Raw genomic sequence first — 14,161 nt, 5'->3', positions numbered from 1 at the left:
GTGTTGCAGGTCGGAGTGAGTAGCGGCATGAATCGTAAGGCATCAAGTGGGGCGTTATGGAAGTAAGACGTTGTAGCGTTCTGTTCTTCGAGCCGCTGGAAAGCGCCAGCTTCAGTCTGGCGGTACTTCTCGGTGGCGGCGATGGGTTGGAACGCCGTCGTTCATGGCGTGCGCTGGCCCCGCACTTGAGCGAAGGCGCGGTGGACGTTGCGGACTGGATGGTGCAGACACTGGGCCAGTGCAGCCCCAGTCGATGGAGTCGGGCAGACACGTTGAGCCTTGCACCGGAGCAGCTCCAGGCGCTGCTGGATACCGGGTTGCTGGTGAGCGATGCCGCAGAGCCAGCCTGGCGGCAGCACCGCGAAGCGGACGAGCGGTTGCGTGAGGCGAACTGGTGGCCATTGGCAGCAGCGTATGCTGCGCGTGGTCGCTGGTCGCAGATCGACAGCGCCGCTGACATGGAGCGCAACGGGACCAATACCATCGCCGGCCTGGTCGGCCATTTCGGCACGCCGCGCCCCGAACCGCAGCCGCCAATTGATCTTCGGCTCGGTCCTGGCGTGGCTACGGAATTCGATGCCGTACTGCGTCGCCGGGTGACCTGCCGGAACTTCTCCGGCGAGCCGCTGCCCTTGTCGGCGTTCCAGACCCTGATGGAGCGCGTCTTCGCCGCGACGCATGTCGTGGAACCTGCGCCGGGGTTGCGCTTCCTGAAGCGCAGCAGCCCGTCCGGTGGTGGTCTGCATGCCACTGATGCCTATCTGCTGGTGCAGCAGGTCGAAGGCGTGCCGCCTGGCCTGTACCGCTACCTGGCCGACAGCCATTCGCTTTCGCGCCTCCCGTCGCCCGAGCTGCCGCTGGATCAGCTGGCGACAGCGATGGTGGCCGGCCAGCATTGGTTTTCCAATGCGCCGGTGATGGTTGCGCTGGTCGCCACCTATCGCCGCAGTTTCTGGAAGTACCGCAATCACACCAAGGCTTACCGGGCACTGGTGCTGGACGCGGGGCATCTGTCGCAGACCTTGTATCTGTCGGCGACGGAAATGGACCTGGGGGCCTTCGTCACGGCAGCGGTCAACGAACACCAGATTGAACAGATGTTCGGCCTGGATGCCCTCACCTCCGGTGTGATCGCGGTCTGTGGCTTCGGTCGGCGCAGACCGGCATTGCGCATTACCGAATTTGATCCGGGCAACGCGGTGTGGCCCGCGACCACCGCATGAGGCGGTCGCGCGGCGCTCAACCGGCTTCGAAATCCACCAGCACCGCGCCATCTCCAACCTGATCCCCTGCCTTGGCGCGGAAGCCATGCACGGTGCCGTTGGACGGCGCCTGCAGGGTGTGCTCCATCTTCATGGCCTCCATCACCAGCAGCGGCGTGCCACGGCTGACGGTGCTGCCGGGCTCGACCAGCAGTGTCACCACGCGCCCGGGCATCGGCGCGAGCAGGCTGCCACCCGGGTCGCCGGCACTGTCGGCCTCGGTGACCGGATCGTGCACGATGAAGCGCTGTTGCCGTTCCTCGCCCAATACGTGCAGCACATTGCCATCACGTAGCACGTTCCCGCGATAGAGGCGGTCGCCGACCTGCAGGGCGTAACCGTTGCCGTGCACCCTGCCGATGACGTGAACCAGCGCGTCGCCGACCTGTACCTGCCAGCCATCGGGCTGCCTGCGCACCTGCAGCGTCTGTTGCTGCTGCAGATGTTCCACGAGGAGCGAACGCGCGGCTGGACCGGTGATGCGCCAGCCATCGTTGATGGCCCACGGGGAGGTGTCGTTCGTCGCAGCGGCCGCGTCGTTGCAAGCCAGTACCGCCGCCAGCGCCCAATCTGCCACGGTTGCAGCGCTGTGCTGGATATCCAGCGCAGCGTGCTCGCGTTCTATCAGTGCGGTATCCAGGTTTGCGTGCTGGAACGAACCGGTCATCACCAGCCGGCGCAGGAAGGCCGCATTGGTGGTGACGCCCACCACCTGGCATTGCGCCAGTGCATGCTGCATGCGCTGCAGCGCGCGGTCGCGGTCCGCATCCCAGACGATCAGCTTGGCGATCATCGGGTCGTAGTACGGGGTGATGGCATCACCTTGTTCCACACCGGCATCAATGCGGACATTGGCGCTGGGCTGCGGCAGACGCAGATGACGCAAGGTGCCGGTGGAGGGCAGGAAGCCGCGGTCGGCATCCTCGGCGTACAGGCGTGCCTCGATCGCGTGACCGCAGATCTGCAGCTGTTGCTGGGCCTTCGGCAGCGGCTGGCCCGCGGCTACGCGCAGCTGCCATTCAACCAGATCGGTGCCGGTGATCAGCTCGGTGACCGGATGCTCGACCTGCAGGCGGGTGTTCATTTCCATGAAATAGAAATCGCCATCCGGGCCGGCAATGAATTCCACCGTGCCAGCACCGACATAGCCCACCGCACGTGCGGCATCAGTGGCGGCCTTGCCCATGGCGGCGCGACGTTCGGGCGTCATGCCGGGCGCGGGCGCTTCTTCCAGCACCTTCTGGTGACGGCGCTGCACCGAGCAGTCGCGCTCGAACAGATAGACCACGTTGCCGTGGCTGTCGCCAAACACCTGGATCTCGATATGGCGCGGCCGCTCGACGTACTTCTCCACCAGCACGTGGGCATTGCCGAACGCCGCCTGTGCCTCGCGCTGGCAGCTGGCCAGCGCCGCTTCGAAGTCGGTACTGGCCTCGACCTTGCGCATGCCCTTGCCGCCACCACCGGCACTGGCCTTGATCAGCACCGGATAACCGATGGCATCGGCCTGCGCGCGCAGGAACTCCGGCTCCTGCCGCTCACCGTGATAGCCCGGCGTCAGTGGCACGTTGGCAGTTTGCATCAAGGCCTTGGCCGAACTCTTGTCGCCCATCGCATCGATGGCGCTGGCCGGCGGTCCAATGAACACGATGCCAGCAGCATCACAGGCACGCGCGAAGCCAGCATTCTCGGACAGGAAGCCATAGCCAGGGTGGATAGCTTGCGCACCGCTACGACGCGCTGCTTCAAGAATGACCTCGGCGCGCAGATAGCTCTCGGCAGCCGGCGCGGCACCAATATGGATAGCCTCGTCAGCCAGCCGCACGTGCCGCGCATTGCGATCGGCATCCGAATACACCGCGACGGTAGCGATGCCAAGACGCCGGCAGGTGGCGATGACGCGGCAGGCGATTTCACCGCGATTGGCGATCAGGATCTTGTTGAACATTGTCTTATCCACGATGTACCGCGCGGGCAGGAGAGGAGCCGAATACTTTCGTCGTTGCTTTTGCGGGTGCTCTCGCATTGGCTTTACTGACCCCTTCCGCAGCGACGGAGCCGGTGGGAAATACCCGGAGGGCGACGTGCAAGGAAGCACTTCGTTTTTCGCCACGACAGGGATGTCGTGGCAAAAAATCCCACCGGTGGAGTGGACCCGGAACGCGCAGCGTGCCGGGCGCGGAGGCAGGGTGTGCTTGACCAGCCATTCGGCTGTTGAACAGGCGCTTCTTTTGGTTACTTCTTCTTTGCCCAAGCAAAGAAAAGTGACTCGCTCCCCGTAGGGGAGTGAAAGTCCTTGCTCCTGACATTCTCTTGAGAAGGGACTGCATGCGCATCACATCCGGAACACGCCAAACCGCGTGTCCTGCACGGGCGCATTGAGACTGGCAGCCAAGGCCAACCCAAGCACCCGCCGCGTATCCGCCGGATCGATCACGCCGTCGTCCCACAACCGCGCACTGGCGTAATACGGATGGCCCTGCTGCTCGAACTGGTCGCGGATCGGCTGCTTGAACGTGTCTTCTTCTTCGGCCGACCACGCACCGCCCTTGGCCTCGATGCCGTCGCGCTTGACCGTGGCCAGCACGCTGGCCGCCTGTTCGCCGCCCATCACGCCGATGCGCGCGTTCGGCCACATCCACAGGAAGTGGGGGGAATAGGCGCGGCCGCACATGCCGTAGTTGCCGGCACCGAACGAGCCGCCCATCACCACCGTGTACTTGGGCACGCGTGCGTTGGCCACCGCCATCACCAGCTTGGCCCCGTCCTTGGCGATGCCGCCGTGCTCGTATTTGCGGCCGACCATGAAGCCGGTGATGTTCTGCAGGAACAGCAGCGGAATGTTGCGCTGGCAGCACAGCTCGATGAAGTGCGCCCCCTTCAGCGCCGACTCCGAGAACAGGATGCCGTTGTTGGCGATGATGCCAACCGGATGGCCATGCACATGGGCAAAACCGGTGACCAGGGTGTTGCCGTAGCGCGGCTTGAATTCGTCCAGGCGCGAGCCGTCGACGATGCGTGCGATCACCTCGCGCACGTCATAAGGCTTGCGGGTGTCGGCGGGAATCACACCGTACAGCTCGTGCGCATCGAACAGTGGCTCTTCGCTGGGCTGCAGCGCGACGCCCGGTTTGGGCTTGCGCCAGTTGAGGTTGGCGATGATCGCCCGCACCCGCGCCAGCGCCTGCAGGTCGTTGTCGGCCATGTGGTCTGCCACGCCGGAAATGCGTGTGTGCACGTCGGCGCCCCCCAGTTCTTCGGCGCTGACCACTTCGCCGGTGGCCGCCTTCACCAGCGGTGGGCCACCGAGGAAGATGGTGCCCTGTTCCTTGACGATGACGGTCTCATCGCTCATCGCCGGCACATACGCGCCGCCGGCGGTGCAGCTGCCCATCACGCAGGCGATCTGCGGGATGCCCTGCGCCGACAGATTGGCCTGGTTGTAGAAGATGCGGCCGAAATGGTCGCGATCGGGGAAGACCTCATCCTGCAGCGGCAGGAAGGCGCCGCCGGAGTCGACCAGGTAGATGCAGGGCAGGCGGTTCTGCTGGGCGATTTCCTGCGCGCGCAGATGCTTCTTCACCGTCACCGGGTAGTAGGTGCCGCCCTTCACCGTGGCGTCGTTGGCCACGATCAGGCATTCCACGCCGGAGACGCGGCCGATGCCGGCGACCATGCCGGCGCCGGGCACCGGATCGTCGTACATGCCATGGGCGGCCAGCGGCGCGATCTCGAGAAACGCGCTGCCGGGATCGAGCAGGGCATCGATCCGCTCACGCACCAGCAGCTTGCCGCGCGCAGTGTGTTTGGCCCGCGCCGCATCGCTGCCGCCGCGGGCGGTGGCCGTCAGGGTGGCGCGCAGATCATCGACCTGGGCCTGCATCGCGGTGCGATTGGCTTCGAAGCTGTCACTGCCGGGTTGCAGCTGGGAGGTGAGTACGGTCATGGCCGGAATCCTGAGGGTGCATGGAGCATGTCGGTTGCCGCATGGGCGCGAGGGTATGGTGTTCGGATCGCTTCACCGGTTTCCGGGGAAGGCGATCAAGCGCCATCACGCTGTGCGCTGGAACAGTTCGCGGCCGATCAGCATGCGGCGGATCTCCGAAGTGCCGGCGCCGATCTCGTACAGTTTGGCGTCGCGCCACAAACGTCCGGCCGGGTACTCGTTGATGTAGCCGTTGCCGCCGAGGATCTGGATCGCCTCACCCGCGGCCCAGGTGGCCTTCTCGGCCGAATACAGGATCGCGCCGGCCGCGTCCTGGCGTGTGGTCCGGCCCTGGTCGCAGGCCTTGGCCACCGCGTACACATAGGCGCGGCAGGCGTTGAATCCGACGTACATGTCGGCCAGCTTGGCCTGGATCAGCTGGAACGTGCCGATCGCCTCGCCGAACTGCTTGCGCTCGTGCACGTACGGCAGCACCACATCCAGTGCCGCGGCCATCAGGCCCAGCGGGCCGCCGGAGAGCACCACGCGTTCGTAGTCCAGCCCGGACATCAGCACTTTCACGCCGCCGCCAACCTGGCCGAGCACGTTCTCGACCGGCACTTCGCAATCCTGGAACACCAGTTCGCAGGTGTTGGACGAACGCATGCCGAGCTTGTCCAGCTTCTGCGCGGTGGAGAAGCCCTTCATGCCCTTCTCGATGATGAAGGCGGTGATGCCGCGCGAACCGGCGTCCGGGTCGGTCTTGGTATAGACAACCAGCACATCGGCATCGGGGCCGTTGGTGATCCACATCTTGTTGCCGTTGAGCACGTAGTGGTCGCCGCGCAGCTCGGCGCGCAGCTTCATCGACACCACGTCCGAGCCGGCGCCCGGTTCGCTCATCGCCAGCGCGCCGACGTGTTCGCCGCTGCACAGCTTGGGCAGGTACCTGTGCTTCTGCGCCTCGCTGGCGTTCTTTCGCAGCTGGTTGAGGCACAGGTTGGAATGCGCGCCGTAGGACAGGCCGATACCGCCAGAGGCGCGCGAGATTTCTTCCATCGCCACCACGTGCGCCAGATAGCCCATGCCGCTGCCGCCGTACTGCTCTTCCACGGTCATGCCCAGCAGGCCCTGCTCGCCGAGCTGGCGCCAGAGCTGGTTGGGAAAATGGTTGGTCGCGTCGGCGTCGGCGGCCAGCGGCGCGATATGTGCCGCGGCAAACTGCGCCACGCTTTCGCGCAGCATGTCGATCTCTTCGCCGAGATCGAAGGACAGGGAGGGGATATGCATGGGGGCGGCTCCAGAACTGCTTGGCGAGGGGCGCTCCGGGGTGGGGATGACGGGAGAGGCCGTCAGCACGGGCGGTTGCGCGCAGCCTAACGGGTCCGTGCAAAGAAGTGAATACAAATTCAAAAATTGAACATAGAATCATTCCATGGCCTACAAACGCTCGGAACGGATGGAAAAGCGCCTCGCCGGCAACCGCGAGGCGATCCTGGCGGCCGCCCGGCGACTGGTCGCGGCCGGTGGCTACCGCAACGCGCCGATCACCGCCGTGGCGGCCGAGGCCGGCGTATCCACCGGCCTGATCTACCGCCACTTTCCGTCCAAGGCCGAACTGTTCGTCGAGGTGCTGACCGCGGCCGTGGAGCACGAGCTGGAGATTCTCGAGGCCATTGCCGATGAGCCCCTGCCTGCAGCGCAGCGGCTGCAACGGGCGGTGGCCTCGTTCGTGCGTCGCGCCATGGCCGGTCCCGGGCTGGCCTATGCCTTCATTGCCGAGCCGGTGGACCCGGACGTGGAAGCCGAGCGTATCCGCTGCCGGCGGCTGTTCGGCGATGTATTCAAGCGCATCCTGGAAGACGGCGTGCGTAGCGGCGAGCTGCCTGCGCAGGATCTGGATGTGAGCGCGGCTTGCATCGTCGGGGCGTTCACCGAGGCGCTGGTCGGGCCGACCGCACCCAGCCGCGAGGGCCTGCGCGATGGCGAACATCTGGTGACGGCCATCAGCGCGCTGTGTCTGCGTGCCGCCGGCGCCCGCCTGCAGGCGTAATCCACGCGCGCCGGATGCTGCATCGCCACACGCCCGCACGCACGTTCACCCGTTGCGGGCGGTAGCGGACGCTGGTCTATACTCGCCCGGCAACTGCTGGTCCACCGACTACTCGCCCGGGGTGATGAGACGTGCGGAATTACGACCTAGAGTTTCTGAAGCGCTTTTCCATCGTGATCGGTTTTCTGGCCATCGTCACGATCGGTTTGATTGTTTTCGCTTTTTTCCTGCATCGCACGATTCCCGGTGAAGTCTCCCCGCAGGCGACCAAACGCACCGAACAGCGCATCGCGCCGATCGGCGCGGTGTATGCCGGCAGCACCGGCGCCGCGGCGCAGGCCGCCGCCGCGGCGGCGGCGACAGCGGCGGCAATGGCCAGTGGCGCATATGGCGGCACCCTGGATGGCAAGGTCATCTACGACAACCTGTGTACCGCCTGCCACACCAACGGCGTGGGCATGGCGCCAACGCTGGACCACGCGCACTGGGACGCGCGCATCGCCCAGGGCAAGGAAACGCTGTACAAGCACGCCATCGAGGGCTACACCGGCCCGAACGGCGGCATCATGCCGCCCAAGGGCGGCAATGCGGGCCTGAGCGAAGAGCAGATCCATGCGACGGTGGACTGGATGCTCGCCAACCTGAAGTAGCAAGCCGCCATATTCGGCAGCGGGCAACCGGCCGCATTGCTGCAGAATATCCAGCGCCGCCTTTCCAGGGCGGCGCTTCTGTTTTCCGTATCCCTGTTGCGCTTTCTTTTGGAGTCGTCCATGCGCTGTTTTCCTTCGCTACTCGCTCTGGCCCTGGCTGCGGCAGGTGCCGGTCCGGTTTTGGCTGCGTCCCCGGCCAGTGTGTTGCCTGTCGGTACGGTGCAGGGCAGCGGCGGGCGCAGCCCTTATGAAGGCAAGCCGGTGACGGTCGAGGCGATGGTTACCGCCGACATGCGTGACGGCCTGGGCGGAGTGTTTGTGCAGGATGCCGGGGATGGCGATGCGGCGACCTCCGACGCGCTGTTCGTGCGCCTGCCGGACGGCCAGCAGGTCCAGGCCGGGCAGTGGCTGCGCCTTCGTGGCACTGTGCAGGAGCAGGCTGCCGGCAAGGACGGCCCGTCGCTGACCACCCTGCAGGCCGACACGGTAGTGGCGCTGGCCGCGCGTGCGGCGCCGGCGGTCACCCTGATCGACGATGCGCCGGTCAGCTGGGAAGCGCTGGAGGGGATGCAGGTCCGCATCACCGCGCCGTTGACACTGGCCGGGCAGGATGGCCTGCAGCGTTTCGGCAAACTCACCGCCGCCTTCGGTGGCCGCCTGTGGCAGCCCAGCGAAGTGGCCGCCGCCGGCAGCCCGGAGCAGGCCGCGGCGATCGCCGACAACGCGCGCCGCCGGCTGCGGCTGGACGATGCCAGCAGCCAGCGGGATCCGGGCACGGTGGCCTATCTGCCGCAGGCCCCGCTGCTGCGCACCGGTATGCAGCTGCGGGAAGTGCAGGGTATTGTCGACCAGCGCTTTGATGGCGACTACCGCCTGCAGCTGACCGCACCGCTGACGCTAGATGAGGTGCGGCGTCCACCCCAGGCACCGACCGTGCCGGGCGGTGTGCGCATCGCCGCGTTCAATCTGGAGAACTATTTCAACGGGGACGGCAAGGGCGGTGGCTATCCGACCCTGCGCGGCGCCAAGACCGCCGAACAGCAGGTCGCGCAGCAGGCCAAGCTGGTGGCCACCATCCGTGGTCTGGGTGCCGACGTCGCCGCGCTGATGGAGCTGGAAAACGACGGTTACGGTCCGGGCTCGGCGATCGACCAGCTGGTGCGCGCGCTCAACCAGGGCCACGGCCGGGACGGTGACTGGACGTTTGTCGATGCCGGACGCGGCCCGGGCGACAATCCGATCCGCGTCGGCATCATCTACCGCAGCACGAAGGTGCGCCCGCTTGGCAAACCGGCGGTGCTGGAGCGCGAGCCGTTCGGCGAACGCAGCCGGGTGCCGCTGGCCCAGGCTTTCCGCGTGGGTCGCAGCGGCAAACCGTTCGTGGTCGTGGCCAACCACTTCAAGTCCAAGGGCTGCTCCAACGCCAGCGGTGCCGATGCCGACCAGAACGATGGCCAGGGCTGCTGGAACGCCACCCGGGTGGCGTCGGCCAAATTGCTGCACCAGTGGCTGCAGGGCGATCCGACGCGCAGTGGCAGCCGTGACGCGGTGCTGCTGGGCGACTTCAACGCCTATGCGATGGAAGACCCGATCCGCCAGTTGAAAGCCGATGGCTGGCAGGATGCTTTCACGCTGGCTGGCGTGGAGCGGCCCTACAGCTACGTCTACAACGGCCTGAGCGGGCGGCTGGACCACGCGCTGCTCAGCCCGGGCATGGCGGCGCGGTTGAAGGGCGCTGCCGAATGGCACATCAATGCCGACGAGGCCGATGAGGCCGGCTACCAGGGGCGCAATGTGCCCGGCCCATGGCGCAGTTCCGACCACGATCCGCTGCTGCTGGGCTTCGAGCCGTAAGTCGCAGCAGCTGATCGCACGCCTGCCCGGACGGGGCAGACAACCCGGGCAGGCAGGTCGCGGCCGTTGCCGCACCTGGCTGTTTTCATTGCAGCGTGCCGCGGGCGATCAGCCCGATCGCCACCACCGCCAGCGCCAGACCGGCGCGGTTCCAGCCGCTGGTGCGCTCACCGAAGGCAAGTACACCGACCAGCGTGCCCAGACATACCACGCCGATGTTCATGCCGGCGAAGATCGTCGCCGGGCTGTGCGGCAACGCCTGGTGCGCCCGCACATAAAACAGGATGTTGCCGAAGTTGAGCAGGCCCAGCAGCAGCCCATAGCCGAAGTTGCGGGCGGTGAGTGGCGCCGCGCCGCTGAGGTGGCGGTGCAGTTGCCAGCCCAGCATCAGCACGAAGGCGATGGCGAAGCTGACCAGCAGCGCGGCGGTGGACGGCGTGCCGGCCGCGGCCACCTGCTTGAGCAGGATGTCGATCAGCGCAAAACCGGCCCATACCGCCAGCAGCCAGCGCCAGCTGGCAGGCGTGGCGCTGGTTGTTCCACCATTGCGCGCGCTGACCCCGATGATCGCCAGCAGACCCAGCGCCAGCCCGGCCAGCTTCCAGCTGTTGGCCTGCTCGCCGAACAGCACGAATGCCGCGCCCAGCGAGATCAGCAGGGACAGCCGCTGGGCGACATCGCTGCGGACGATACCGGCCTCGCGCACCGCCCGTGCCAGCACCAGGAAAATGGCCGGCAGCGCCACCGCCAGCCCCAGCAGCGCCGGCCACGGTGTGTGTGCGCTGTGCAGCGATTGCAGCGAGGGCTGCAGCACCAGCAGCGACAGCCCGCTGGCCGCCAGATAGTTCCAGGTCACCGCCTGGGCGATATCGATACCGCGGCGCGGCGCCAGTTTCAGTACCACCGAAACCAGCACGCTGCAGATCACACTCAACATCAGGAAAAGCATCGGACGGGGCGACCGTGAAGGGCGTGGCGGTGAAGCCGCCGGGCGGGGCCGGTATTATGGACGCATGCAAACGCCCCCATTTCCCCACGAATCGGCGACGTTGGCCCTGGAAGGCCCGGCCGGGCCACTGGAAGTCGCCGTCGACCTGCCCGATGGCGACGTCACGCCGCGTCCGGTCATCGCTGTTATCTGCCACCCGCTGTCCATCGAAGGCGGCAGCATGCACAACAAGGTGGTGACCATGGCCGCGCGCGCGTTGCGCGAGCTGGGTATCACCACGGTGCGCTTCAATTTCCGCAGCGTCGGCGCCTCGGCCGGGACCTACGACAACGGTGTCGGCGAAACCGATGACTTGCGTGCAGTCGCCCACTGGGTGCGCAACCAGCGTCCGGACAGTGCCTTGTGGCTGGCCGGTTTCAGCTTCGGTGCCTATGTCTCGCTGCTGGCCACCGGTGCGCTGCAGCCGCAGGCCCTGATCTCGATCGCCCCGCCGGTCGGGCGTCGCACCTGGGATTTCAGCCAGGTGCAGCCGCCGGCCCACTGGCTGGTGGTGCAGGGTGATGCCGACGAGGTGGTCGACGCCCAGGCCGTCTACCAGTGGCTGGAGTCGCTGGACAACCCGCCACAACTGGTGCGCATGCCCGACACCTCGCATTTTTTCCATCGCAAGCTGATCGACCTGCGCGGCGCGATCCAGCATGAAGTGCGGCGCTGGCTGCCCGACGACAGCAACTGAGCATGGACGCCATGACTCCCTCGCAGCGCTACGCCGCCGGCGTGGCCCGCAGCGACTGGCGCGATGACGTGGCCCAGCACGCGGCCCTGGCCGAACTGGACCGCATCCACGAGGCCATTGTCGATTCGGCGCAGGATGGCTGGCTGGACCGCCTGTCCGCCTTCTGGAAGAAGCCCGAGCCGGTCAAGGGCCTGTATTTCTGGGGCGGCGTCGGCCGCGGCAAGACCTTCCTGGTGGACCTGTTCTACGACGGCCTGCCGATCCGGGAAAAGTACCGCACCCACTTCCACCGTTTCATGCGCGGCATCCACGAGCAGCTGCGCGAGCACCAGGGCCAGAGTGATCCGCTGGCCAGGATCGCCCAGCAGTGGCGCAGCCAGCTGCGTGTGCTGGTGCTGGACGAGTTCTTCGTCACCGACATCGGCGATGCGATGCTGCTGGCGCGGCTGCTGGAGCGGCTGTTCGCCGAGGGCGTGACGCTGGTGACCACCTCCAACACGGCGGTGACCAACCTGTACCTCAACGGGCTGCAGCGCGAGAGCTTCCTGCCGGCCATCGCGCTGCTGGAAAAGCACTGCGTGGAGCTGTACGCCGAAGGCACCGAGGACTACCGGATGCGCGCGCTGACCCGGTCGCCGGTGTACCGCGCGCCGCTGGCGGCCGACAGCGATGCGTGGCTGGGCGGCCGCTGGAAGGAGCTGTCCGGTGCCGAGGACGCACGCGCCGGCAACATCCAGATCGAAGGCCGCAAGATTCCGGTGCGTGGTCGCGGCAAGAGCATCGTCTGGTTCGACTTCGCCGCCCTGTGCGAGGGTCCGCGCGGGCCCTCGGACTACATCGAGATCGCGCGCGAGTTCAACACCGTGCTGCTGGGCGGCATTCCGCACTTCGACCGCATGAACGAGGATGCCGCGCGACGCTTCGTCAACCTGATCGACGAGCTGTACGACCGCCAGGTCAACCTGGTCTGCACCGCGCAGGACCCGCCGCCGCTGCTGTATTCGGGCACCCGTCTGGCCGGGGCGTTCGAGCGCACCGCCAGCCGTCTGATCGAAATGCAGAGCGCCGAGTACCTGGGCACCGAACACCGCAACTGAACCCTCTCCCCGGACGCGCGGCCGCGCGTCCGGGGATTGACCCCGTTGCGCCTGCCCGTGCGTTTGCTGTCTCCGTCTGCCGCCCCGCGCGGCCAATCCGCCCACAGGCGTACGGAGGTCCCATGAAGCAGGCAACAGGCAGTGCACGGCAGCTGCCGGTGAAGTCGCTGGCGTTTGCGTTGACGTTGCTGGCGGGTCTGCCGGCCACTGCCGGCGAGCCGGTATGGCCGGACCCGGCGGCAACTGCGGAAACCGCACTGCAGGCGCCCACGCCCAAACGTGAGCGGCAGACGCGTCCGAACTTTCGCGCTCCGGCGGCCACGGTCTGCAGCGACACGCCGCTGCTGCGCGAGGTGGCCGATCCCGGCCCGCGACGGCCGCCGCAGTTGACCGTGACGGGCAGCCGCCGCACCCGCGCGGTGGCCGATGCCGGCGCGGCAATGGAGGCTGTCATGGCGCCGCCACCGTCACCACCGGCGCCGCCAGCGGCACCCTTGCCGGTGATGGCGATGGGCGCGGCAGCGGAGCCGGCCCTGGAGCGGTACCGCAGTGCCGCCCAGCCTGTCCGCGCGCCACGCCGGCAGCCGGCCATGCCGGTCACCGCCGGGGTGGTCGATGACAACGCCGACTTCGGTAGCTTCCAGCAGTTCCTGCAGCGCCATGAACATGCCGCGCCGCTGGGCCGCGATATCCGCGTGCGCCAGCGTCTGCGCGTGGTCGATGGCCAGGGCCGGCCGGTGCCCGATGCCGAAGTGGCGGTCAGCTCGGCCGGTGGCGCGCGGATGTGGGCGCGCACCGATGCCGGTGGCCAGGTCTGGCTGCATCCCAACGCCTTCGATGACCGCGACTCCAGTCATTACACGGTGACGGTGCGGCGTGGTGGCAAGCAGGTCACCGCGCCGTTGCGGCGTGGCCAGAAGCAGGTGCTGGAGCTGGTGCTGGCCGATGCACCGGCGCCGGCACGGGCCCGGCTGGATCTGGTGTTCATGGTCGATGCCACCGGTTCGATGGGCGATGAGATCGACAAGCTGCGCGATTCGCTGCAGGGCATCGTGCGCCAGATCGGCACGCTGCCGTCCAGCCCGGACATCTGCCTGGGGCTGGTCACCTACCGCGATCGCGGCGATGAATATTTCGTGCGCAGCTGGGACCTGACCGGCAATGTCGCCGCGTTCCAGCAGGTGCTCGATGGCGTGCGCGCCCACGGTGGCGGCGATTACCCGGAGGCGATGAACGAGGCCTTCGACCATGCGGTGCAGGCACTGGGCTGGCGGGGCCCGGGCACCACCCGGCTGCTGGTGGCGCTGGCCGACGCGCCGCCGCAGATGGGCTACCCGCCGCCCCGCTATGACGCCACCATGCTGGCCGCGCTGGGCAAGGGCATCAAGGTGTTGAGCGTGGCCGCGTCCGGCCAGGACACCCTCGGCGAGATCGTGCAGCGGCAGATCGCCCAGTACACCGGCGGCCGCTTCATCTTCCTCACCTACCAGGACGCCGCCGACCCGGGCAGTGGTCCGGGCAGCCAGACCGTGCACGAGGTGGCCAACTATTCGGTAGACACGCTGGACCAGCTGGTGGTGCGGCTGGTGCGCGAGGAACTGGCGCAGCTGCCGGCCCCGCGCTGATCCGCCCGTC

Annotated in this window: 11 protein-coding genes; 7 read left to right on the top strand and 4 right to left on the bottom strand. The window is 67.2% G+C overall.

Annotation, left to right across the window (positions count from 1 at the left end; all coding sequences use genetic code 11):
- Positions 1 to 56: 56 nt before the first annotated feature.
- Positions 57 to 1,223 carry a putative peptide maturation dehydrogenase gene (locus tag ARC78_RS00765; protein ID WP_054658126.1) on the top strand — a complete coding sequence of 389 codons (1,167 nt, stop codon included), beginning with the start codon at positions 57 to 59 and terminating at the stop codon, positions 1,221 to 1,223.
- Positions 1,224 to 1,239: 16 nt separating this feature from the next.
- Here ARC78_RS00765 and ARC78_RS00760 read toward each other — a convergent pair whose 3' ends face one another.
- The 3 genes from ARC78_RS00760 to ARC78_RS00750 form a co-directional block, all read right to left on the bottom strand.
- Complete coding sequence (locus tag ARC78_RS00760) at positions 1,240 to 3,210, bottom strand: acetyl/propionyl/methylcrotonyl-CoA carboxylase subunit alpha (RefSeq protein ID WP_054658128.1); 1,971 nt, start codon at positions 3,208 to 3,210, stop codon at positions 1,240 to 1,242.
- Positions 3,211 to 3,597: 387 nt separating this feature from the next.
- Positions 3,598 to 5,208 (bottom strand): carboxyl transferase domain-containing protein, encoded by a 1,611-nt coding sequence (locus ARC78_RS00755; protein ID WP_057505512.1) that lies wholly within the window; start codon positions 5,206 to 5,208, stop codon positions 3,598 to 3,600.
- Between the two features lie 105 nt (positions 5,209 to 5,313).
- Complete coding sequence (locus tag ARC78_RS00750) at positions 5,314 to 6,477, bottom strand: isovaleryl-CoA dehydrogenase (protein ID WP_054660718.1); 1,164 nt, start codon at positions 6,475 to 6,477, stop codon at positions 5,314 to 5,316.
- A 145-nt stretch (positions 6,478 to 6,622) separates the two neighbouring features.
- Here ARC78_RS00750 and ARC78_RS00745 point away from each other — a divergent pair, with 145 nt between their 5' ends.
- The 3 genes from ARC78_RS00745 (at position 6,623) to ARC78_RS00735 (ending at position 9,744) form a co-directional block, all read left to right on the top strand.
- Positions 6,623 to 7,240, top strand: a complete 618-nt coding sequence (locus tag ARC78_RS00745; protein ID WP_057505511.1) for a TetR/AcrR family transcriptional regulator — start codon at positions 6,623 to 6,625, stop codon at positions 7,238 to 7,240.
- A 131-nt stretch (positions 7,241 to 7,371) separates the two neighbouring features.
- Entirely contained in the window at positions 7,372 to 7,890 is a 519-nt protein-coding gene (locus ARC78_RS00740; RefSeq protein WP_057505510.1) for a c-type cytochrome, read from the top strand.
- A gap of 120 nt (positions 7,891 to 8,010) precedes the next feature.
- Positions 8,011 to 9,744, top strand: coding sequence for an ExeM/NucH family extracellular endonuclease (locus ARC78_RS00735; RefSeq protein WP_057505509.1), 1,734 nt, complete (start codon positions 8,011 to 8,013; stop codon positions 9,742 to 9,744).
- Between the two features lie 85 nt (positions 9,745 to 9,829).
- Here ARC78_RS00735 and ARC78_RS00730 read toward each other — a convergent pair whose 3' ends face one another.
- On the bottom strand, positions 9,830 to 10,693 hold the full coding sequence (locus ARC78_RS00730; RefSeq protein WP_054659804.1) for an EamA family transporter: 864 nt from the start codon (positions 10,691 to 10,693) through the stop codon (positions 9,830 to 9,832).
- A 64-nt stretch (positions 10,694 to 10,757) separates the two neighbouring features.
- Between ARC78_RS00730 and ARC78_RS00725 the strand changes: the two genes are divergently transcribed.
- From ARC78_RS00725 to ARC78_RS00715, 3 genes are all read left to right on the top strand, one after another.
- On the top strand, positions 10,758 to 11,429 hold the full coding sequence (locus ARC78_RS00725; protein ID WP_054659802.1) for an alpha/beta hydrolase: 672 nt from the start codon (positions 10,758 to 10,760) through the stop codon (positions 11,427 to 11,429).
- A gap of 2 nt (positions 11,430 to 11,431) precedes the next feature.
- Positions 11,432 to 12,526 (top strand): cell division protein ZapE, encoded by a 1,095-nt coding sequence (zapE, locus tag ARC78_RS00720; RefSeq protein WP_054659800.1) that lies wholly within the window; start codon positions 11,432 to 11,434, stop codon positions 12,524 to 12,526.
- Between the two features lie 122 nt (positions 12,527 to 12,648).
- Positions 12,649 to 14,151: a VWA domain-containing protein gene (locus ARC78_RS00715; RefSeq protein WP_057505508.1), complete on the top strand. Its 1,503-nt coding sequence runs from the start codon at positions 12,649 to 12,651 to the stop codon at positions 14,149 to 14,151.
- Positions 14,152 to 14,161: the final 10 nt, after the last annotated feature.

It is taken from the genome of Stenotrophomonas pictorum JCM 9942 (assembly GCF_001431585.1).
Classification (GTDB): Bacteria; Pseudomonadota; Gammaproteobacteria; order Xanthomonadales; family Xanthomonadaceae; genus Stenotrophomonas; species Stenotrophomonas pictorum.
The sequence above is the reverse complement of the archived record's forward strand: the minus strand, read 5'-3'. Positions and strand labels throughout refer to the sequence as shown.

Coding starts and splice junctions, on each gene's coding strand:
- ARC78_RS00765 (WP_054658126.1), top strand. CDS start 57: ATGGAAGTAAGACGTTGTAGCGTTCTGTTCTTCGAGCCGCTGGAAAGC.
- ARC78_RS00760 (WP_054658128.1), bottom strand. CDS start 3,210: ATGTTCAACAAGATCCTGATCGCCAATCGCGGTGAAATCGCCTGCCGC.
- ARC78_RS00755 (WP_057505512.1), bottom strand. CDS start 5,208: ATGACCGTACTCACCTCCCAGCTGCAACCCGGCAGTGACAGCTTCGAA.
- ARC78_RS00750 (WP_054660718.1), bottom strand. CDS start 6,477: ATGCATATCCCCTCCCTGTCCTTCGATCTCGGCGAAGAGATCGACATG.
- ARC78_RS00745 (WP_057505511.1), top strand. CDS start 6,623: ATGGCCTACAAACGCTCGGAACGGATGGAAAAGCGCCTCGCCGGCAAC.
- ARC78_RS00735 (WP_057505509.1), top strand. CDS start 8,011: ATGCGCTGTTTTCCTTCGCTACTCGCTCTGGCCCTGGCTGCGGCAGGT.
- ARC78_RS00730 (WP_054659804.1), bottom strand. CDS start 10,693: ATGCTTTTCCTGATGTTGAGTGTGATCTGCAGCGTGCTGGTTTCGGTG.
- ARC78_RS00725 (WP_054659802.1), top strand. CDS start 10,758: ATGCAAACGCCCCCATTTCCCCACGAATCGGCGACGTTGGCCCTGGAA.
- zapE (WP_054659800.1), top strand. CDS start 11,432: ATGGACGCCATGACTCCCTCGCAGCGCTACGCCGCCGGCGTGGCCCGC.
- ARC78_RS00715 (WP_057505508.1), top strand. CDS start 12,649: ATGAAGCAGGCAACAGGCAGTGCACGGCAGCTGCCGGTGAAGTCGCTG.